20 protein-coding genes and 1 pseudogene are annotated in these 21,263 nt (G+C 53.7%); 11 read left to right on the forward strand and 10 right to left on the reverse strand.

Annotation, left to right across the window (positions count from 1 at the left end; translation table 11 throughout):
* Positions 1–29 precede the first annotated feature (29 nt).
* Positions 30–350, forward strand: coding sequence for a hypothetical protein (locus tag AC2FEE_RS11035; protein WP_496865167.1), 321 nt, complete (start codon positions 30–32; stop codon positions 348–350).
* A gap of 399 nt (positions 351–749) precedes the next feature.
* Here the strand turns inward: AC2FEE_RS11035 and AC2FEE_RS11040 are convergent, their stop codons facing one another.
* From AC2FEE_RS11040 to AC2FEE_RS11070, 7 genes are all read right to left on the reverse strand, one after another.
* Positions 750–1,094 (reverse strand): RidA family protein, encoded by a 345-nt coding sequence (locus AC2FEE_RS11040; RefSeq protein WP_496865169.1) that lies wholly within the window; start codon positions 1,092–1,094, stop codon positions 750–752.
* 13 nt (positions 1,095–1,107) lie between these two features.
* Positions 1,108–2,502, reverse strand: coding sequence for an FAD/NAD(P)-dependent oxidoreductase (locus tag AC2FEE_RS11045; protein WP_496865171.1), 1,395 nt, complete (start codon positions 2,500–2,502; stop codon positions 1,108–1,110).
* Positions 2,489–2,803 carry a (2Fe-2S)-binding protein gene (locus tag AC2FEE_RS11050; RefSeq protein WP_496865173.1) on the reverse strand — a complete coding sequence of 105 codons (315 nt, stop codon included), beginning with the start codon at positions 2,801–2,803 and terminating at the stop codon, positions 2,489–2,491. Before AC2FEE_RS11050 ends, AC2FEE_RS11045 begins: the two co-directional genes overlap by 14 nt.
* The gene (locus tag AC2FEE_RS11055) at positions 2,778–3,878 is read right to left on the reverse strand and encodes an NAD(P)/FAD-dependent oxidoreductase (RefSeq protein ID WP_496865175.1); all 1,101 of its coding nucleotides are present in this window, start codon (positions 3,876–3,878) and stop codon (positions 2,778–2,780) included. The genes AC2FEE_RS11050 and AC2FEE_RS11055 overlap by 26 nt, the downstream gene beginning before the upstream one ends.
* A gap of 85 nt (positions 3,879–3,963) precedes the next feature.
* On the reverse strand, positions 3,964–4,953 hold the full coding sequence (gene dctP, locus AC2FEE_RS11060) for a TRAP transporter substrate-binding protein DctP (protein ID WP_496865177.1): 990 nt from the start codon (positions 4,951–4,953) through the stop codon (positions 3,964–3,966).
* A gap of 35 nt (positions 4,954–4,988) precedes the next feature.
* Entirely contained in the window at positions 4,989–6,287 is a 1,299-nt protein-coding gene (locus AC2FEE_RS11065; protein WP_496865179.1) for a TRAP transporter large permease, read from the reverse strand.
* Positions 6,280–6,759, reverse strand: a complete 480-nt coding sequence (locus AC2FEE_RS11070) for a TRAP transporter small permease (RefSeq protein WP_170402240.1) — start codon at positions 6,757–6,759, stop codon at positions 6,280–6,282. Before AC2FEE_RS11070 ends, AC2FEE_RS11065 begins: the two co-directional genes overlap by 8 nt.
* Positions 6,760–6,883: 124 nt before the next feature.
* Between AC2FEE_RS11070 and AC2FEE_RS11075 the strand changes: the two genes are divergently transcribed.
* Positions 6,884–7,804 carry a LysR family transcriptional regulator gene (locus AC2FEE_RS11075; RefSeq protein WP_496865181.1) on the forward strand — a complete coding sequence of 307 codons (921 nt, stop codon included), beginning with the start codon at positions 6,884–6,886 and terminating at the stop codon, positions 7,802–7,804.
* 388 nt (positions 7,805–8,192) lie between these two features.
* Here AC2FEE_RS11075 and AC2FEE_RS11080 read toward each other — a convergent pair whose 3' ends face one another.
* Positions 8,193–8,849 (reverse strand): alkaline phosphatase family protein, encoded by a 657-nt coding sequence (locus AC2FEE_RS11080; protein WP_496865183.1) that lies wholly within the window; start codon positions 8,847–8,849, stop codon positions 8,193–8,195.
* Positions 8,850–9,087: 238 nt separating this feature from the next.
* Here AC2FEE_RS11080 and AC2FEE_RS11085 point away from each other — a divergent pair, with 238 nt between their 5' ends.
* The 5 genes from AC2FEE_RS11085 (at position 9,088) to AC2FEE_RS11105 (ending at position 15,553) form a co-directional block, all read left to right on the forward strand.
* On the forward strand, positions 9,088–10,083 hold the full coding sequence (locus AC2FEE_RS11085) for an HlyD family secretion protein (protein ID WP_496865185.1): 996 nt from the start codon (positions 9,088–9,090) through the stop codon (positions 10,081–10,083).
* Positions 10,080–12,776 carry a ribosome-associated ATPase/putative transporter RbbA gene (rbbA, locus tag AC2FEE_RS11090; protein ID WP_496865187.1) on the forward strand — a complete coding sequence of 899 codons (2,697 nt, stop codon included), beginning with the start codon at positions 10,080–10,082 and terminating at the stop codon, positions 12,774–12,776. The genes AC2FEE_RS11085 and rbbA overlap by 4 nt, the downstream gene beginning before the upstream one ends.
* A complete protein-coding gene (locus tag AC2FEE_RS11095) occupies positions 12,777–13,901 on the forward strand; it encodes an ABC transporter permease (RefSeq protein WP_496865189.1) in 1,125 nt (374 codons plus the stop codon).
* A 340-nt stretch (positions 13,902–14,241) separates the two neighbouring features.
* The gene (locus AC2FEE_RS11100) at positions 14,242–14,619 is read left to right on the forward strand and encodes a SnoaL-like domain-containing protein (RefSeq protein WP_496865191.1); all 378 of its coding nucleotides are present in this window, start codon (positions 14,242–14,244) and stop codon (positions 14,617–14,619) included.
* 88 nt (positions 14,620–14,707) lie between these two features.
* The gene (locus AC2FEE_RS11105; protein WP_496865193.1) at positions 14,708–15,553 is read left to right on the forward strand and encodes a universal stress protein; all 846 of its coding nucleotides are present in this window, start codon (positions 14,708–14,710) and stop codon (positions 15,551–15,553) included.
* Between the two features lie 412 nt (positions 15,554–15,965).
* On the opposite strand, the gene AC2FEE_RS11110 is transcribed toward AC2FEE_RS11105, so the two are convergent.
* Positions 15,966–17,285: a ferredoxin reductase family protein gene (locus AC2FEE_RS11110; protein WP_496865194.1), complete on the reverse strand. Its 1,320-nt coding sequence runs from the start codon at positions 17,283–17,285 to the stop codon at positions 15,966–15,968.
* A gap of 265 nt (positions 17,286–17,550) precedes the next feature.
* Between AC2FEE_RS11110 and AC2FEE_RS11115 the strand changes: the two genes are divergently transcribed.
* Together AC2FEE_RS11115 and AC2FEE_RS11120 are read left to right on the forward strand one after the other, a co-directional pair.
* Positions 17,551–18,054: an Hsp20/alpha crystallin family protein gene (locus tag AC2FEE_RS11115; RefSeq protein ID WP_496865195.1), complete on the forward strand. Its 504-nt coding sequence runs from the start codon at positions 17,551–17,553 to the stop codon at positions 18,052–18,054.
* A 1,093-nt stretch (positions 18,055–19,147) separates the two neighbouring features.
* Entirely contained in the window at positions 19,148–19,555 is a 408-nt protein-coding gene (locus tag AC2FEE_RS11120) for a c-type cytochrome (RefSeq protein WP_496865196.1), read from the forward strand.
* A 420-nt stretch (positions 19,556–19,975) separates the two neighbouring features.
* Here AC2FEE_RS11120 and AC2FEE_RS11125 read toward each other — a convergent pair whose 3' ends face one another.
* Positions 19,976–20,299: a hypothetical protein gene (locus tag AC2FEE_RS11125; RefSeq protein ID WP_496865198.1), complete on the reverse strand. Its 324-nt coding sequence runs from the start codon at positions 20,297–20,299 to the stop codon at positions 19,976–19,978.
* A 251-nt stretch (positions 20,300–20,550) separates the two neighbouring features.
* On the opposite strand from AC2FEE_RS11125, the gene AC2FEE_RS11130 reads away from it, so the two are divergent.
* Positions 20,551–21,000, forward strand: a complete 450-nt coding sequence (locus AC2FEE_RS11130) for a phasin family protein (RefSeq protein WP_496865199.1) — start codon at positions 20,551–20,553, stop codon at positions 20,998–21,000.
* A gap of 58 nt (positions 21,001–21,058) precedes the next feature.
* Positions 21,059–21,263, forward strand: a pseudogene (locus AC2FEE_RS11135) (universal stress protein); the annotation flags it as partial.

Consider the following 21,263-nt stretch of genomic DNA (forward strand, 5'->3'; position numbering starts at 1 on the left):
CCAATTCCAGAAAACGAGGAAATACAAAGATGAATAAAGCCGTAATCTTGATAGCGATCATGTCTGCATCCGCGGCCACTGCCGAAGAAACTGAATTCAGATGCACATCGGATGTATCTGGAGAGGAGATTCAGGTGTTTCAGAACGGAGACCTCTCGGAAGCGCGCATGATTGTTCAGGGTACAGAAGGCCCGGCCTCCGTTGCACACGGTCTTGATGGGGTGACGTTCATCCACATCAAACCCGACGAAGTCTGGACGTTGGCCCTCCATTTTCCAACCATGACCTATGAATTATCCACCCATGGAGCGACTGCCACTGAAGATCACGGACACTGTGCAAAAGGTTAGTCGCAACGTTGGCTTGCTCGCGGATTGAGAAACAGACAGGTTGGAATATTTCTAAAATGTAAGCTGGGTGAAAGTACTTTGAAAATTAAACCACTTACGTTGCAAACATCGTTCGAGAAAACTCGAAACACCTGGTCAAGGAAGCATTCGTACCCCTCCGAAAGGGTGTCATCGGCACCGTGAAGACGCGGGCCACTCACTCGTAAGCAAGCCTTCCTCGGCCAAAGTAGCGCCCCCCTATAACGCAAACCCCACTAAAGGGGGGCGCTACGGTTCCACCAGAATGTGCCTACTGCCGTACTCAAAGCTCAGATAAAGTTGGCTTTCGATTCATTGTATTGGTCTGTGTGCAAGTGCAACTTGGGTTGCTGTATCAATCCGTTTCCAAACCGCTTGCCGTCATGTATTACACGCAGCGGTGATGATGATCTCGACTTTCAGATCCGGCCGGGCGAGCTTTGCCTCGCCGCAAGCGCGAGCCGGGGCGTGCCCGGCGGGAACCCAGCTATCCCAAACGTCGTTCATCTCGCCAAAATCCGCCATGTCGGATAGCCAGATGATTGCTTGCAACATATGTTCCCGCGACGAACCCGCTTTGTCCAGAAGCGCATCGACGCGAGACAGGCACTCTCGAGTCTGTTCGGCCACCGTGGCTCCTTCGCCAACCTGCCCGCAGAGAAATGCGACGCCGTTGTGCTTGACGATCTTGCTCATGCGTCGGCTGGTGTTGATACGTTCGGTCATGAAGTCTTCTTTCTTAGTTGTTTGCGCTGTTCACTGAACCGCCCATCGCTGCCAGTTCGCCAAGAGTCACGGGTTTCAACGGTGGCCTGATCCGATAGTATCCGGTTTCGTCCATCGTAGCGCTGTTCGCTTCGGCCAGCAGGCTGCTCACAGTCAGTCCGCAATACCGGCCTTGGCATGGTCCCATTCCGGCACGGCTGAAGGCCTTGGCCTGGTTCGGACCCACACAGCCGATCCCGGCATGGCGACGAATATCTCCGGCAGTGATTTCCTCGCAACGGCAGATGATAGTCGCGTCGGCGGGCTTTGTGGCTTCGATTGCGGGTGGAAAGGCGCTGTCAAGGAAAGGGCGTACCGCCAGCTCTTGCGCGATGCGGCGCCGAATTGGTTTGGCGGCCGTGTCCCTCTCGATCGTCGAAATCGCACCCAGATCGGCGGCCGTTTTCAACGCTGCGAGGCGGCCTGCCAATGCGGCTACCTTCGCGCCGCCGATGCCAGTGCCGTCACCGGCGATATGGACAGTTTCGACATTAGTCCCGCCCCAGTCATCGAGGCTAGGCACGAAGCAGTTCTGCCCTGAGTCCCAGTGATGCGCCACATCAATGGAGCGGGCCGCCTGTGTGTTAGGTACGACACCGTGATGCAAGAGCACTGTGTCGCAGGGAATATGTCGGGGCTTCCCCCCCGCAGTAAAGCGGATGCCGTCGGCGGAAGCTTCTCCTTCAATCGAAATACTCATCGCGGAAGTGTAGCGGCGCACCCCGGCGCGACGGATTTCCGATAGCATCGTCAACCCCTTGAGCAGATATCGCCAACCGCGAAGGGCTCCACCCAAATGCGGAAGAGCCCGCAGAAAATCTGCCCTTGTCTGCGTTTCGACCAGTGCCAGCGGTGGTGTGCCCGCTCGTATCATCTGCGCGGCGATCAGGTAAAGCAGCGGTCCCGATCCGACCAGAACCGCGTTTTTTGACAGGACGCCGGATTGCTTCAACAGAATCTGTGCTGCCCCCGCCGTCATCACGCCAGGCAAGGTCCAGCCCGGTAGCGGCATCGGGCGTTCCAGGGCTCCAGTGGCGATGAGGATGCGTTTCGCTTCGATTGCGCCCCCTCTTCCGTCAGCGGTGTAGAGAACCCGAACTCCCTCTTCGATCGTCCAAACCACCGCTCCGCCGATATGGGTAATGTTGCCGTGATCCAGCCCTGCTGTGAGGGACAATCCGTCTGTATAGTCATTACCAAGCATTTTGCCCCTGACCGGTGCGACCCGATCCACATCCCTGTAGATCTGTCCGCCGGGACGGCGCTGCTCGTCCAGAAGGATAACATGCAGACCAGCATTTGCGGCGGTTGCGGCCGCGGCCATCCCGGCTGGGCCGGCCCCGATGATGACAAGATCAGTTATCTGCATCGATCACGTCCCTTCCTTTGCGCGGCATCGACAAACGCAACTCTTCCGTGACTTCAAGCATGCAGGCTTGACGGGTCACACCTTCAACCTCGACGAGGCAGTCGAAACATGCACCCATCATGCAGAATGGCGCGCGTGGAGCGCCCGAAACCGGAGTGTGCCGGAATGTCCCCACCCCGGCGACCAGCATCGCGGCCGCGAGATTTGAACCTTTGGGCAGCTGCAGTTCCCGGCCCTCGAACCATACTGGAACCAGTGGGCGCCCATCCTCCAACTCAAGAAACGATGAAGCGGTTTTCACTAAACACCTCCAGATCCGGGGCGGCGTCATTGCCTTCCAGCCAGTCAGGCAAGAAACGGGCGTGACCTGCCGCAAGGGTTATGCCGCTGTGGCACGTGACCAGAAAGGCGCCGGCCATTTCGGGACTTTCCTGGTAGATTGGCAGGCCATCTGGCGACAGAATTCTCAGGGCGCCCCAAACACGCACAAGTTGCGCCTTGGCGAGCACCGGGTAGGCCGCGATCGCCTCGGAGGCGAGACCGGAGAGGCCAGGTTGGGTGACGCCATCATTCAAGCCCACCTCTTCGTTGGTGGCACCTATTTGGACGCCACCTTCATCTACCTGCCGTGCGATCAGCGAGGGGCGGTAAATGACTTTTGGCAGCTTCTCGGTGATCAACACTTGGCCGCGCTGTGGCCGGATTGGGGCTTTGAAGCCCAGTTTGGGCCCAAGTTCTATTGCACCCAAACCAGCGGAAAGGATCACCTTGTTGGCCTGCACATGACTTCCGTCCGCGCAGGTGACAGTGAAAACATCCGATTTCCGGACGTCTGTGACGGTTCTTTCGCTCAGCACGCGTCCACCAAGTCGCCGGACATCGTCGGCGAGAGACCGCAGCAACTTCAATGGATTTACATGGCCATCTTGATGATGAAGGATCGCACCAACCACTTTCGGGCCGATCTCCGGCTCCTCCGCCAGAAGCGCCTTCCGATCCAGAACTTCATACGGGTAGTTTCCGTCCAGCTTCGCCTTCAGTTCTTCGTATTGCGCGACTGTTTTCTTCAGTGTTTCTTCCGAGAAATGCAGGTCGTAACCGCCCGTCTGCTCAAGCGACATGTCATGTCCGGTCGCGTCAGCAAGCTCATCGGCAAATCCCGCCCATGCGGCGGCGGATTGCTGGCTCCACGTCGCATAACGGGGTTGCTTGGTGCCCTTGGACTGCACCCATACAAGTCCAAAATTTCCCCGACTGGCGCGAAAGCTGCCGTCGCCTCCATCCAGGACCAAAACGCGCTTGCCACGTTTCAAAAGGCCCCATGCGACAGACAGGCCGACAACACCACCGCCTATGATTGCAAAGTCGGTTTCCATGATCTCAGTTTCTGAATTTAGGTTTGAGTAGAGCCGGGGCGACCTGAATTGGTGTCGCCCCGGTTTGTATCAAACGAGAGGCTGCTTACTCGGAGACCTTATCAAGGATCGCCTGACCCCATTCCACGCCCACGTCTTCGAGCACGACCGGCCAGACTTCCGCCTGAACCTTGGCCGACATCGCAGCCAGTTCCGCGTCGCTTAGCGAGACGATGGTGGCGCCCAGATCGGCCAGTTTCTGTTCGTTGGCCTTCTGGTCGGCTTCCGCCACGGTCCAGCGGGTCGCTTCAAATTCTGCCGCGGCCGCTTTCAGCGCTTCCTGATCCTCGGCGTCCAAACCGGCAAGGGATTCATTCGAGATGATCATGTACCAGACCTCGAAATGGGTATTGGCCGGGATGTAGGTTTTGGTCACATCGCGGAACGAGGCGTAGTAGCCTTCGGCACCCGAGCCGATCACACCGTCAACAACGCCGGTCTGTACCGCTGTAAAGGCTTCGGAAAACGGGATGGGCGCGGGGATGTAGCCCAATGCATCGCCGGTTAACTGGAAGCTCTTGATTCCGGGCACCCGCACTTTAATGCCGTTATCGACCGACGGATCGCCCGGCGACACTGCGTCGGTGTTGAGCGCGATGCCACCAAAGTAGACTGGATAGGCGGCCAGCATGGTGATGTCCTGTTTGGCGTAAAGCCCATCCATGGTTTCACGCACAACGCCGCCGGGGCCATAAATCGCGCGGGCCTGTTCCCAGTTTCCGGCGAGATAGGGGAATGAACTGATCTGCATCTTGCGGTCTGCGGCGGCGGCGGCCGGCTGGGTTGCCATGTCGACCGCGCCGACCGAGATACGTTCCTGCACTGTTGTATAGTCGCCCAGTGCAGAGGCGGCATAAATCTTGACGTTGACGTCACCGCCGGTTGCTTCGTCCACGGCGGCGGCAAAGGCGTTCAGCTCGACGTCGATCGTCGTACCTTGCGGGCGCACATGGCTCATCTTCAGATCAGCCGCCATTGCGGTGGTCGACAGCGCCATCAGCGCACCGGTTGCGGCAGTTATCATCATGCGTTTCATTGGGTTTCCTCCGTTTGGGTTCAGTTTGTTCAAGATCAGTAGCCAAAGAGTCTGGGCAGGAAGAGCGACAGGTCGGGCCAGAGCGATGTCAGGAACACCACGGGCACATAACCGGTCAGGATCAGGATCATCGCGGGCGGGATCACCTTGGTGACCTTCACGTTGCCGATCCGCGCCCCGAGATAGAGGATCGAAGCATAGGGTGGCGTCACGCCACCCATCGCGGTGTTGACCCCCATGATCGCGGCGAACTGCACTGGGCTGACACCAATGGCATTCATTAGAGGCAAGAGCAGCGGTGCTATCAGGATGATTGCGGTGACGTCGTTCACGACCATGCCAACCAGAAACAGCATAATGTTGATCAGGATAAGCAGCAGAACCTTGTTGTCAGTGATCTCGAAAATCGAGGCGACCAGTGCCTGCGGGATACCCTCCATCACATACATCTGGCTCAGAATCATCGAAAACAGGATCATCAGCAGGATCGCACCGACGGCGGTTGCGGACTCCTTACCGGCCATCAGGAAGTTTTCCCACCTGAGCCCCTTGTAGATCAGAAAGCCGACGGGCAGTGCATAGATCACCGCTACTGCTGCAGCTTCGGTCGGGGTCATGATGCCGCCATAGATGCCGCCCAGGATGATCACCGGCATCAACAGTGCGGGGAAGGCGTGAACGCCGCGTTTGGCAACTTCGCTGCTGAGTTCGCTAAACGTGGGCTTTTCATCCAATATCAGGTTGAATTTGCGCGACATCCACAGGTTCACCATTGAAAAGTTGAACATGATGAACAGGCCCGGCCCAAGCGTCGCGAGGAAACAGGCGAGGATCGAGGTGTCGGTGACCCAGCCGTAGATGATCATGGTGACCGAGGGTGGGATCAGCAAACCAAGGATCGAGGAATTGGCAATCAGAGCTGTCGCGTATTCGCGGGGATAGCCGCGCTTTTCCATTTCCGGGATCAACAGCGGTCCGATCGCCGCAATACCGGTCAGACCGGACCCGGAGATCGCCCCGATCACCGCGCAGCTGACCGCCGCCACGACACCCAGACCGCCACGCACGTGGCCGATAAAGGCACTGACGAAGCGCAGCAGAGAGGCGGCAATACCGCTTTCGCTCATGATGGATCCGGCCAGAACAAATAGGGGAATGGCCAGCAAAATCGGGTTTCCAAGTTGCTGGAATCCCCAGAGCATGTTGCCCTTCATGGTTGCGCCGCCGATGAAATACATCACCATCAGCGCACCGCCGAAGCAATAGGGCAACGGCACACCGAGGGTCAGCAGGATCACCAGGACAGCGACGGCAAGCAGGGCGACTTCAACCAAGGTGAATCTCCTCGTCAGTATCATATCCAAGAATGTGGCGGACCAGATGGATCGCCGTGTAGATCATCATCAGGGCCAGACCGATGGTCAGAGCCACCTCGGCATAAAATGTGGGAATGTAGAGCGTCGGGCTTTCTTTCCAGACGCGCCAGGAATAGCGAGTGAATTCCCAGGACCAACTCAGCAGCCAGAGCCCGACAATCAGGCTGATCACTTCGCCGATGATCGCCAGAATGACGTGCTGGCGCGGGGTTTTCAGGAAGATCTCAAGCACATTTGCGCGGATATGGGTATTTTCCCGCGAGGCGTTTACCGCCCCAAGGACATAGAGCCACAACGCCGGGTAGGCCATGGTTTCCTCAAGCCCCATCACCGGTATTTGCAGAACATAACGGGTGATGACCTGAACAAACTGGCCCAAGGCCACGATGCAAATGATGCTGGTCAGCAGGTATTTTACGAAGCGCTCCATTTCCCCCCTCGCGACGTGATTGTGCGTCATAGCAGTACCTATGTTTTCCACTTCCATAGAAGCAAATTGGAAATTACGTTATATCCATAGTTTGCCTCTATGGGCTGCAACGGGACGCAACCTCATGAACCTGACAATCCGTCAACTCACGACATTTCGCGAAGTGCTCCGCACTGGGTCTATTTCCGAAGCCGGGCGCACCCTCGGACGCACGCAACCTTCGGTCAGCGCGATGATTGCAGGCCTGGAGAATGAGATCGGATTTCGACTTTTCGAACGAGAGCATGGCCGGCTGACACCGACGCCCGAAGCGCATTATTTTCTGGAAGAAGCGGAGGCTGTCCTGTCGCGGCTTACACAGTCCACGAACACTTTACAGGAAATATCGAACCTGAAGCGTGGACGTTTGCGCGTCGCTTGCCACCCAGCCGCATCGGGGTTCTTCATGCCAAGTGTTCTCGGCCAGTTTTTGCAAGACAAGCCCGCTATCAAGGCCTCGTTGATGATGCGCTCATCCAAAGTCATCGAGGAACTGATCGCCTCGCAGCAATACGATCTCGGGTTTACCGAAACACCTGAGCCACGAAAATCAATTCATCAGAAGGATTTCGATCTGGAATGCCTTTGTGCCATGCCCTCTTCGGACCCGCTGGCTGCAGAATCCCTGATTTCAACAGAAGACCTGGATGGCGCAAATCTGGCAACACTTTTCTCAGAGCATCCGACATTCCTTCAGACCTCTGCGGCCTTTAAGAATACTGGAAAGAGTTTTGAGCGTAGGTTCGAGTTGCGGACATTCTTACCAGGGTTACAGTTTGTCAAAGCGGGCCTTTGCTATTTGATTTGCGATTTGATTACAGCTTTTAGCTGCAACGATCCTCTGCACGGGACCGGTGGCATCGTATTTCGCCGCTTTAGCCCGAGAATCAGCAGTAGTGTTTCAATTCTCACCCCCGCACATCGCCCGGCGTCTCTGATAACGCAGAACTTCGGCCAAAAACTGGCTGATGACATACATACAATGAAAGCAAACATTCTGCCGTAAGTTCGGTTCCGCACCAAAGCAATGGCAAGTTCCACAACCGGGCTTTGCACCACTAGGACGTGCCGTACTCAGTACTTCAGACAGCGTAGATGCGATAGCTGTCGTACAGTCCTGACGTGCGATACGTTGCGGCGCTGTATTGTGACCTGCAAAGATGATTGGCACATGTGTGTCATCGCGCCATGGTAACCTATAAGCCGATGTGACTGAGAGACCATCGAAGTCAACGATGAATCAGCCGGGTTTAAAGACTACAAAGATATTGCCGGAATGGGTGGGATGGTGGTTGTTGCGCACCAGACGCGTAATATCCGTTTCAGGTAGAAGGTTTGCTTCGATAGCCGTGGTAGGTATCGGAAAAGGACAGCAGCTCTTCCGCAATAGCCGCTTACAACTCGGCCAAATTGATGTCATCTCGCGCCAGCACCCCGGGCTCAATTTTGAGACAGGGATGGTTATACCCCGCCGGCAATTGCCCAGTGCTCCCGAAACGCTCCTTAAGCTTGGCTATCGGCTCTTTTGGCTCCGAGGTGTCCGGAGCTACAAGGCCAGTTTGTTTGCCAACACTTTCCAAATAGCCCGACGCATCGGTGGTGCCGTGGCCCGCTGAGAGAACGATCAAAACGTTCTCCAGTCCGAGCTGATCGTCGACAAACGCGAAGAGATCCATGAGAATTTGATCGAGACGGTAAATCGTGTCCTCTGCTTGAAGACTGAAGAGGCCAAATACATGGTTGACGTAGTCCACGGATAATAAACTAATCGCCAAATAATCCGTTACAGCGTCTTGCCCGATATCCTCGGCATCGATCAATCGTATAGCAAATTGCGCCGTCAGATCGTCGCCGGCGGGATTAAGGGTTAAGAAGTAGGGGGTTGTCAACGGGTCAAACCCATTCTGTGTCGAGGAATAGCGGTGAGGAAAGGTGATGCCAAACCCGGCGACATCTGTCCCAAAGTCCCTGACGACGTACACCAACCACAATGACAAACATGCTCTTGGTGTTTTGGTTATAGTGTTTACCTTCGCGGCATCACGCAGCATGCCGGTTGGGACCGCAATCGCGCGTTAGAACAACCCTTTTCAGTACCAGCCTGCTAACCAAGACGCTAAAAATCTGTTTTCCGACGTATCGCAACAGAACCCGCAACACCGAAACCGACGTTCGTACAAACAATTGCTTGGCACCGAGGCGCCAGGGTCAGTTTTGATCCAAAGCAAGGCTTAGGGTCCGTGCACACAGTAAACTCTACGCCAGAAACCAATTTTCAGGCGAAATGCTATGACCAAGAACTTATCGGTATTTCTTGTTTTGGCTGGTTTAGTAATCGCTGGCGCGTTGCTATACGCAGTTGTGGCCGATAATGGCAATGAATTGCCGGACGGATTTGTTCAAGGAAATGGGCGCGTCGAGGCGGAGCAAGTCGAGATAGCGCCAACCGATGCAGGCCGGGTTGCGAAGGTATTGGCTACAGAAGGCAGTATGGTCACTACCGGTGAAATCCTGGCTAAGATGGATATAGACGAGCTATCTGCTGCTCTGGACCGGGCTAAAGCCGAAGTCGCATTGGCAAATCAGACAAAGGCCGAAGCGGAAGCGCTGGTTGTGCAACGCCAAAGCGAACAGCGCAGGGCCGAGCAAGAGCTCGATCGTGCTACAGCGCTGCTAGCAGGGCAGAATATCTCTGAAACTATTTTTGAAGATCGAGAAACCACTCACAAAGTAGCTTCAGCCGTATTAGGTGCCGCTGAAGCCCGAGTTGCAACCGCAGAAAGCCGGATTGCTGCCGCTGAGGCCGAAGTGCGCCGGATTGAGGCTCAGATCGAAGACAGCACTTTAACGGCACCTTTGCCCGGTCGCGTACTTTATCGGCTGGCAGAACCCGGAGAGGTGGTTGGTGCGGGCGAACCAATCCTAACTATTCTTGGCCTCGAGAACGTTTACATGGAAGTATTTCTTCCCGCGCGCGAAGCCGGGCTATTGCCCATTGGAGCAGAGGCTCGCATCGTGCTTGACGCTTTGCCGGAATATGCAATACCTGCATTTGTTAGCTTTGTTTCCCCCGAGGCACAATTCACACCCAAACAGGTCGAGACACTGGTTGAGCGAGAACAACTGGTTTTTCGCGTTCGTGTCCGCATCCCCGTAGATTTGGTTGAAAGTCGGATCGAGCATGTCAAAACCGGTCTGCGCGGTGTAGCAGTGATCCGGATCGACCCAGCCGTTGCTTGGCCTGAGGCACTCGAACAACGCATCCCAGAAGAGCTGTTCGAATGAGCGCCGAGGTTGAAACCTGCGATATTCGAATTTCAGGTATTAGGCACCGCTATCGCAAGCATGTTGCATTGGAATCTGTTTCGTTGGAATTGCCGAGCGGCCAGCTTGTTGGCTTCATCGGGCCGGATGGGGTGGGAAAGTCTACACTGCTTGGTTTGATCACCGGCGCTAAGAAACTGCAATCCGGTACAATCGACGTTCTAGGCGGTTCGATCGGCGACTCCCGCCATCGACACAGAATTTGTCCAGCCATCGCGTTCATGCCGCAAGGGTTGGGTCGAAACCTATATTCGGAATTGTCTGTACGCGAGAACCTGGAGTTCTTCTCAGGTCTCTTTGGTCAAGGACATGTAGAGCGGGATGCCCGTATCGCAGCTTTATTGTCGGCGACCGGGCTTGCGCAGTTTGAAGACCGTCTGATGGGCAAACTCTCGGGTGGGATGAAGCAAAAACTAGGCCTTTGTTGTGCTCTGATCCATGACCCCAAACTTTTGGTATTGGATGAGCCAACGACCGGGGTCGACCCGTTGTCGCGTCGGCAATTCTGGGCTTTGATTGAGGCAATCCGAGCAAAAAACCCTGAACTGTCGGTATTGGTGTCGACGGCGTACATGGAAGAAGCCGACGGTTTTGACTGGATTGTCGCGATGGATGCGGGTCAAGTCATCTTTCAGGGGAAGCCCTCCGAATTGAAAGGTGGTGATGTAGACCTAGAAACCGCATATCGGCGTCTGAGAGCGCGGGAAGCACCTGTTTTAAAGTCGGGCAAGAAGGCAAATGGACGGATCGAAACAAGCCCGGTGATAGTTGCGCGTGGACTGACGCGACGCTTTGGTGATTTCACTGCCGTAAACAACGTCGACTTCACAATCAATCGTGGAGAGATATTCGGGTTTTTGGGGTCAAACGGCTGCGGCAAGTCCACTACAATGAAGATGTTGACTGGCTTGTTGCCTGCCAGTTCGGGCGAAGCACTGATGTTTGGCGATCCCGTGGATGCACGTGATCGTGTAATGAGACGTGAAATAGGCTACATGAGCCAGGCCTTTTCCTTGTATGGCGAGTTGTCGGTACATCAGAACCTAAAACTGCATGCGCGTATTTTTGCAATTGCCGACCGGGAAAAGCGTGTTTCGGAACTCACTGAGCGCTTTGGGCTTGTAGATCACCGGGATACATTGGCGACGGCACTACCCTTGGGGATCAAACAGCGTCTGTCGCTGGCAGTAGCAGTGATCCATCGTCCGCGGGTCCTAATACTCGATGAACCAACATCCGGTGTGGATCCAGAGGCGCGCGATTCCTTCTGGGATTTGCTGATTGAGCTTTCGCGAAAGGAGGCGGTTACGATCTTTGTGTCCACTCACTTCATGGGTGAGGCGGAACGCTGTGATCGCGTGTCTTTCATGCACGCCGGTAAGGTTTTAGCCGAAGGTACACCGGCTGAACTGATCGCGGACGAGGGGGCGGAAAACCTTGAAGATGCCTTTATTTCGATACTGGAGGCAGCAGAAAAACCAACCGCCATTGTCGCGCCAGAGGTGAATTCCAGGACCAAATCCAAAGCCGAAGGAAGCGCTTTTGCTCGCATATTTGCTTATACGCGGCGGGAAACCGTCGAAGTAGCTCGCGACCCGGTTCGTCTGGCTTTCGCGTTTCTCGGTTCAGCTATTCTAATGTTGGTCTTTTGCTTTGGCATTACACTGGACATTGATGAACTTGAATTCGCGGTACTTGACTTTTCTCAGGGGCCGGAGAGTCGTGCTTATGCGGCTGAATTCGCAGGATCGTCCTACTTTAAACCGACACCGCCGCTGCAAAGCGCCGGCGAAGGGCGCGACCGTCTAAAGGCAGGTGAGGTTTCTCTGGTTGTTGAGTTGCCGCCTGATTTTGACCGTAAAATGAGCACGGGTGAACCGACCCAGGTACTCGCAACTGTTGATGGCGCTATCCCATTCAAAGGTGAGACGGTTGAAGGATATGTTTCTGGACTGCACCAAACTTTTCTCAAGGAGCATGGCCGCAACAATGGAAATAGCCAGATAGACATCGCCCGGATTGAACCCCGGTTTCGCTACAATCAGAGTTTTGAAAGCATCGCCGCCATGGCTCCGGCAATGCCTGCTATCCTGCTGATCATGTTACCAGCCGTATTGACAGCCGTAAGCGTGGCGAGGGAACGAGAGCTGGGGTCGGTTGTCAATTTCTATGTGACTCCAACCACGCGGCTTGAGTTTCTGATCGGCAAACAAATTCCGTACATCGTGATCGCGTACGCAAATTTTCTGCTTTTGGCAGGAATGACCGTTTTTCTCTTCGGCGTACCGTTAAAAGGGGATCCTTTACCCTTGGCCGTTGGTGCTTTTCTGTACGTATGGGCAACAACATCTTACGGGTTGTTGATCGCGACAATGACATCCAGTCAGGTGGCCGCAACGTTTGCAACGGCTATCGCCTCAGTTGTTCCAACAATTCAATTCTCGGGTCTGTTGCAGCCCGTTTCAACGCTTGAAGGGGGCGCTCAAGTAGTTGGTTCGCTCTGGCCTTCTTCCTATTTCTTGCACCTAAACGTTGGTGCCTTCACCAAAGGCTTGGGTTGGGAGGCGCTTGCCTCAGACCTTCTGGCACTCGCCTGTTTCGGACCAGTCCTGACACTGATCGCAGCCTTATGCCTTCGGGCGCAGGAGAAGTGAATGCAGCGCCTGTACTGCATATTCTGGCTCGGACTGAAAGAAATGATGAGCCTGCGACGTGATTGGGTGATGATGGCATTGCTGGTTTGGTCTTTCACGCTGGCTCCAATCATGGAAGCGACGGGAGTGGCAAGTTCCGTGAACAACGCCTCAATAGCGTTTGCAGATGAAGATAACTCGCCGCTATCACGAGCACTCGCCACAGCGTTTTTCCCACCTGAGTTCCAGCCGGTCGTCCAAATCGAACCCGGGAAAGGAGCTGCGTACATGGATGCTGGGCACTTTATTTTCGTTGTGGCCGTGCCTCCCGGGTTCGAAAAGGACCTGCGCGCAGGGCGCAGCCCGGAGATTCAGGTTCTAATTGACGCGACCGCGATGGAACAGGCCGGTATCGGTGCAAGCTACATCACCAGTATTCTGAGCGCCGAAATACATCGCTATGCAATTGGGGCCGATCTTGTAGACGCTCCCTCAATCAGTGTCATTCTTAGAAGCGCGTTCAATCCAAACAGAGATACTGTACGTTTTGCCGGTGTCGTCGCTCTGATCGGCCAGATCATGTGGCTCACAACTATATTGACCGGAGCTGCGATGATCCGAGAGAGAGAACACGGGACAATCGAGCATCTGCTAGCCATGCCGCTTGCTCCATTCGACATTGCCATCGCTAAAATCTGGGCAAACGCTGCGGTGGTTCTGATCGCGGCTGGTCTTTCACTAACCTTTGTAATGCAGGGTTCTTTGGGAATTAGTGTCGCCGGGTCCAAAATGTTATTTCTGGTTGGCACAGCCCTGTTTCTTTTTACGGCAACGGCGCTTGGGGTGTTTCTGGCAACAATTGCGCGCTCGATGGCGCAGTTTGCGCTTCTGGTCATGTTGATTGTGCTGCCAATGCTAATGCTGTCCGGTGGTGAGACCCCAATTGAAGGTCAACCGGCTTGGTTACAAGTAGGTACTTTGGTTCTGCCGTCACGCCACTACATGTCGGCGAGTCAGGCTATCGTCTTTAAGGGCGCTGGGATCGAAACTGTCTGGCCGGAATTCATCTGGATGGCGCTGCTGGGTATTGCTTTGTTATTGACAAGCCTAAAGCTCTTTCGGCGTTCCCTCGCGCAGATCAGCTAGTGCTGCGAGGCTATGGACACGTTATTACGGTGTTTTCTCAATACCACTCAGGGATAAGGCAAATGGCTGATCCTTTGGAGTAGTAGTGGATCAAGCAAATCTGTCCAATTACTGCTTTCAACCCGAAGTGATAACTCAAAGTCAGGCTGTGCAATACTCGAGGTGCGGAATGAAGCTTTCGTTTGGCTTCCATCCGTACGCGACTAATAGTCATCCTTTGTTTCTTGGCAGAGGTTGGTTCGAATTAGCCTAACGGCATCCGTCGAAAAGCTCATTGATCCTTGTCAAAATTGGCTCCGGCAAGAAATGGTACAGTCTTTGGCAACGTAAGGAGTTTCTCATGGAAGACTTAGTTGAAATCGGAAGATCATTCGTTCAGGCCATGCGTGGGCGCAGGGGCCTCGTGAGTGTTGATGAAATGTATACCGAAAACGCTCAGTCAATTGAGGCAGTTGTGCCTCCGGTTCGGCAGTTCCGTGTTGCAAAAGGTCGAGAGGCCATCAAGGGAAAAAGAGAGGATTGGTTGGCAGCGTATGAAATCCAAGAAATGGACGTAGATGGTCCCTATGTCCATCCTCCCAACCGCTTTGGAGTGCGGTTTAGGGCTGAAGTTATTCAGAAGGCTACGGGTGAGCGCATGTCTCTGCGCGAGATAGCTGTGTACTCGGTAGCAGAAGGCAAGATTGCGCTGGAAGAGTTCTTCATGTTGCCGAAGTAACAGGAGCGCCCGGCGAGATTGTCTCTGTTTCTGTACAAATAGCGTGCTCGACTCCTGCGCGTTGTGAAGATTTGGACGGAGGTCACCAATGCAACACAAAACATGGGTGTATTTTGTAGGCGTTGATACTGACGACGCGTCGATTTTGGAATGCGCCGAAGCTGCCCGTAACCGCAACGGTCATTTGGTATGCGTTTTGATCGTGGCTTTACCCAACCTGCCTTACCTGAAGTATGGATCAAACAAGTTCTTTGAGGCAGGTCTCCCTTCAAACTGGTTGGATGTTCTGCAAGCAAAAAAAGCAGCCTTACAGTCCCGCACCACTGAGGTAGAAGCGCTTCTTGTGCAGCAGGGTGTATCGGCAACCGTATTCGCCTTTATGGGTTCTGGAACAGAATTAAAGCAACTTGCAGCACGGCAAGCCAATAGCTCTGATGTGGCCTTTCTAGACGCCGAGTTGCGAAAAGACCCCGATTTGTTTCACAAGATCGCGTACGGGCTATTGTTTCATTCACCGGTCGCTTTGATCATCAATGGAGATCCATTTGCCCATCGTGACCATGTTTTTCTGGCATGGAATGATAGCTTGCCTGCAGCAAGGGCTGCGCATTTGGCTTTACCCTATTTTTTGTCGGCGAAAGACGTTGCGGTTGGGTGTATTGATCCGCCCTTGCGTGATGACGCTGAAGGTCAGGAAGCTGGATCTGACATTGCTGCATGGCTCAGACATCACGGGTGCAACGTGGTTGTGTCACAAATGCAGAGTGGTAGGCTATCGATTGAACAGTGTATTCAGGAGCGAGCAAGAGAATTGGGGGCCGACCTCGTTGTAATGGGCGCTTATGGGCATTCCTATGTACGAGAGGCAGTATTTGGAGGAACAACGCAAGCAATGTTGGAGCAAACCCGCTTTCCAGTACTTTTCGGGCACTGATGAAATGAACCGGCACCGGTGATTTGGCTACATACCGTGGCTTGATATCTTCATTAAAAAATTCAGCTATAGCTAAGCATTCTTAGTAACTTATCTAAAGAAGTGTTGGTTTTTCTGACCGTTTTCACCAAGGAACTTCATCACAATTGGCTTTAATTCATCCCAGTCAGTAAACTCGCGTGCCCATCCCGTGGATCAGTTTCCCGTCCCAACACTACGACGTGCTTCACGATCTCCCTCTCATAGTATTAATAGTTTTCAGAACTCGCGATGGCGTTCTTCAAATCGCCAAATGCCAATTGGTCTGCTCCGCTATCTCAGGGAAAAGGCCAAGATAACGAAGCAAATCAAAATATTGATGACCCAGACTGCCAGCTTCACCCGTCGGCGCGCAGGCTGGTTTCTGAACCGATCAATCATAGTCAAACCTTTCGGACAAAATCCGTTCTGACGAAGTTCCCCGGGCGATCAGGTGATCTTCGACGGCGTCCATCATCGCAGCAGGGCCGCAGAGTACAAACAAACAGTTTTCAAAATGCTCTTTCAACAAATTGCGATCCAAGAGAGACCCGTCGATCAAACCTGTTTCACCTTGCCAGCCCCTTGGCGGTTCAGACAAAACAAAAACTGTATCTTCTTGGGACAGTTCCTCGCGATAGACAATCTGCTTCTCTACCCGGTTCCCGTAGATCAACTTAAGATCGTACTGTTTAGTATCCAGCCGCAGTTGCCGCAATATGCTTAGCATCGGTGCTATGCCGACACCACCTGCGATCAGAACGATACCTTTTTCAGAGCGGTTATAGATCGACAGGTTTCCGTGTGGGGCGTCCAGATAGGCCGGGGTTTGCGGAGCGATTTGTCCGAGGCCGCATGTGAAATCCCCAAGTTCTTTTATCACGAATGAAATCTCGGGACCTTCGGCTGGCGCCGAACTGATCGAAAATGGGTTCTCGTTTAGCGAGAATGGACTGTGACCGACATTGAGCCAGGCAAACTGGCCCGCCTCATAGGTCAGACCCTCATGACCAACGGGCTTGAGGCGCAACTCCCACTGCCTCGATGTTAGCCGCGTCACGGAACTGACTTTCCATTCCTTCCCCATCTGGCGCAATGGGCGAATGAGATAGACATATAACAAAGTTCCCACTGCAATAACGGTCAGGGCAATCCAAAGATATGTTAGAAACGGATGCCCACCGTAGCGCCCTGCATAGACCGTGTGATGCAACAGTAAGCAGACAAGTACCAGTGCTCCCAAGCCGTGCAGAAGGCGCCATTTTTCGTATTTGTATTCAAGGGATTTTCGGGCAATCGCCAAGGCGACTAGAATGAAGAGCAAAAGATAGGCGCCGATACCCGACACCAGCGCAGAAAAGTCAGTGGTAATCGTCAGTTGGTTCGATACGTCCCAGGGGCGGTGTCCGCCAGAAGGCGTTCCCTGATACAGAAGCGGGTGTATCAATGCAAAGCCGAATGCTGTACGCGCCATCAACTGATGCACCCGCATGGTTACATCCATACCCAAGCCAGAAGATACGAACCTGAACCGCCCAGACAGTAAAAATTCCACCAAGATTATTGAAAAAGCTAGCATTCCAAGCCCGGACGCGAGCTCTTGATGAACGGATCGCGGTGGCCATCCCAGTGACAAAGAAAAACCCAGTGGTGCCAGGATCAGCAAAACGTAAATCAGCACCAGATACGGCCATTTCATACGGTTTTGCTCCACTGTGCAAAAGGTTGGCAACTCGAGCTTTATTTGGGCAAACGGTAGGCTGACCTGGGATTTCGATCAAGACTTCTGAGATTGGTCGTTAGTGTGGCACGACGAGACACGTCTGTTTGGATGACTGTCCTTACTCCTAATGGTCCTGTCAGTGCGTTCGATTTGGCTAAAGCTGCAAAACATGCTTGCGCAAGATCAAGGTCTTTAACCGCGCTTTCTGCCATAATATTGCCTGCGCGAAATCGGGCCAAAGGAGGAGGTTCAGAAAATGCTAGAAGACAAAAAGTCCCCGCAACTTTTCACCGGAACGCATCCGCTCTCCGATAACTTTCGACGCGAAATGGAAATCCTAATGTCGCGGTTTCTTGGAGGCGGAACGCCGTTTCTTCCACCGGAAACGGCCGCGCAACGTACGGGCTTCCCCTCTCTTGATATGACGGGCGCGATTTCTCCGGCGATCGACGTCCAAGAAACGGACGCTGCAATTGTCCTCACGGCTGAGTTGCCCGGGTTAGAAGAAGATGATGTTGAAATTGAAATCAAAGATCGCCGGCTCATCCTGCGTGGCCAGAAGAAGATTACGCATGATGAAACTGGTGATCTGCGTGTCAGTGAAAGAAGTTATGGCAGCTTTTCCCGAGCCATGATGCTTCCGGACACCGTCGATGTCGACAAGATTTCGGCAACATTCGACAAAGGGGTTTTGCATGTCAAAATGCCGAAGACCGAGCCACAAGATCCGAGCCGTAAGATCAAAGTCTCGTCTAAATAGACGGCTGTTTGGCTCGAAACCGTCCTCAAGAACGTCATTTTAAAGGGCCTACCATTGGTCAGCCCTCCTCGAGTTGTGATTAAATGAAGGTGGAATTGGGCGAAACCTAGGAGAGATTGCAAGGCCTTGTATCGATTTAAGTAACGATACACTCCCATGTTATCGTTAGGGTGTTACAGCGTGTTAGAATACCTCCGCGCCTTTGGATAGGAGGCCTAGGATGCGGAAAGCGGACGAGAATGCCATGACGCCCTCAGACAATGCTGGTGAAGGCGACGTGCGGGCCATTCTGGAGAGCCTGACCGGTCCATCGCGTGGAAATGTGAACTGGTTTTACCATAATACGCTTACCGTTTCTGTTAGTGGAAGCAGGGCACCGAGCATTCGGCCTAAAGAGGACGCGCCTCCCCATGATAACGACATTGCCACCCTTCAATGGGCTGACGACGGTTTCATAATAACCATAACCGCGTCAGCGGGGCGCAATGCTTGGGTAAACGGGCAAAAGGTTTCGTCGGCACCTCTTATGCATGGTGACATGATCGAGTTCGGTGAAAAGGTCCCCATGTCTCGGTACAGATTGTGCGATCACTCTTTTCTCTCGCATCATACGGTCGAAGAAATTCTGAGTGACGCATACGCTTACGCCCGAACGAGCCGACGACCTTTCGCTAGAAAAGTGTCCGGTGCGCTGCGCGACGGTGGGCGGCGGCTCGTGTCTCAGACCACAATTCTGTTCAGGACTACAGTTGTAGCTGTGCTTCTTATAATCGTAGGTTTTGGGTCTTTCTTTACCAGAACGACAAACGCTTGGAGGCCAGTCTCGAACAGGAATCCCACAAGATCGAAGCGGTTGCGGTTATGCTCGCCCAGACGCATGAAGATGCATTAGGCGCGTTGCGTGCCAATCAGCGAAGAGGGGGCTCGCCACAACTCCTGTCGAGCCCCCGTGGGTGGAACTGCTTTGATCTATGTCAATCGACACGCAACATAGGTCCAATTGTAGTGGCATTACCTATATGAGCGAGGTCAATGAAGTAACCAGGCGATGGTTTAACCTGGTCCGTAACAAAGTCAGACGGAGGAGTGGAGAATGCTGGTATTTCGCAAAGTTTTGTTGGCGCTCTTGGTCGCAGGACCTGCAACAGCGCAGGAAGTCAGCGTTCAGAGTGGAAGCGATTTGTACAGGACGTATTGCTGGCAATGCCACGGTTTCGAAGCGACCGGGGACGGGCCAATGGCTGAAATGCTGGCTATTCAAACGCCGGACCTCACCAAGTTGGCCGCCAAAAATGGGGGCGTTTTTCCGTTGGATCGCGTTGCTCAACAGATTGATGGTCGATCGCAATTGCTCGCCCATGGTGGCGAAATGCCCATCTTCGGTGCGGTTTTTGAGACAGACGAACAAATTTCGCTGGCTTTACCGAACGGCCAGCCGATGATGGTCGGTCTGCCGCTTGCAAATTTACTCGCGTTTCTCGAAACGATCCAGGTCGACTAGAAAATTACGATACCTCTGTGCCTTATCAACGACGCGCCTGATCGACATGAGTGTCAACGGTGGTCCCAATACTTCGAACGCCGTAGTGCTGGCGAAAGAACAGGCCATGATGGAAACGGCCAAATTCGGAAATTGCCCTCCGGCCACGAGAGCCATACCGACCGAAACCCCGGCCTGAGGTGGTAAGGCGGGGGCGTACCAGTAGGCTTGGTTTGACGGCAGACCTCCAATCCTTGCTCCACAATAGCCACCAACAATTCGTGCTACAGTTCGCAGGATCAGAACAAGGTCGCCGGCCTTTCCGATCAAACCAAAGGCTTGGATATCCAATGTGGCGCCAGCCAGAAGGAAGAACAGGGTCCTGAATGGCCACTGAATGTGTTCGATCTCGTGAAAGGCGCGGTCGTTATGCGGGCAAGATTACCGAAAGCAGCACCTACGACCATGCCTGCGGCGAGGAAGGAAACCTCCAGCCAAAACCAAGACAATGCTGAAAGCGATGAGACCCCAAGCGTTGTAAATCGCGACCACACCCTTGAGTGTTTCAGTGAAACCGTTTGATATTCCAAATTGTTGGATCACATCCGTCATTGCGGCCGGCGCCGTAGCTATTGCAACCAGCACCAGCGCCATCCCGAAGTGTACGCCCATCACCACCAGCTCAACTGCCACAATATCGAGGGTCGCGGTATCAATCGAAATCGAAAGTGCCGGAATGGTCCGACCAAGCTGATCAGCTGCCAATCCTGTGAGAAAGAAGGCACCAAGAGCAATCAGAAAGCCGACAACACTAATAGAAAACCAAGCATTAAATAGCTGCTGTGATTACTCCAACTCCAAATCAGCCGGCTAGGAACCGGTGTCTAACAGAATACGAGCGCCCCGTCTCGGTTTAGTTCCGGCAGCCTAAAAACACGGGATTTTGATCTGTATTAAGGCGAAGTTTCTCAGCAGGTGGCAAAATAAGCCATTTAGGGAATGAGGAGGAACTTTCGATGTCGACAAAGAAATCCCAATCGAGTTACCCGGCTACCCTTGTGGATGTTTTTAGGCAGATGCAACCGCCTGTCTCTGGTAGTTCGGCCTTTAGCGCTCAGATTGAGCAGTTTTGGGATGCGCAGGAAAAAATGCTAGAGGAATCAGAGACCTTTGCTCGCCATTGGTTCGAACGGCGTCACGAGGCGGTCCGCACTGCTCTTCAAACAGCGCGCAATGTATCGTCAGCCAACCCGTCTGATCCGTCAAAAGCCCTGAAGAGCATGACAGAATGGCAGCGACATTCAGTAGAACGGTTAGTTTCCGACTCTCAGGAATGGTTCGAAACTGTGGTTCGTTGTGCATCGTATGTTGCCGAAACCGAGGCTGAGGCTGTCGAGAAAACAGTTGATGACGTTGTTGCTGTAACAAAGAGTGCGGGAAAATCCACGAAATCTGAACCTGTGTAGGGTTTCTACCGTCGTAATGACCAGACTGAAGTCTTAGGAGCTTTAGATAGGAAATCGCATGTACAAGAATATCCTGATACCTGTCGCTCTGGACCAAGACCACGATACTCAAGCGTCTTTCGAGGCTGCGCGCAAGTTGGCCGATGCGGACACTGTTTTCACCGTCGTGCACGCCCAAGAGCCGATCCCGGCCTATGTGGTTCTATCGGCGGCCGACGAGTTCCACGACAAAACCACTCGGCCGAACCAACTCTGGCAGACCG

This window comes from Ruegeria sp. YTSC199 (assembly GCF_059609725.1).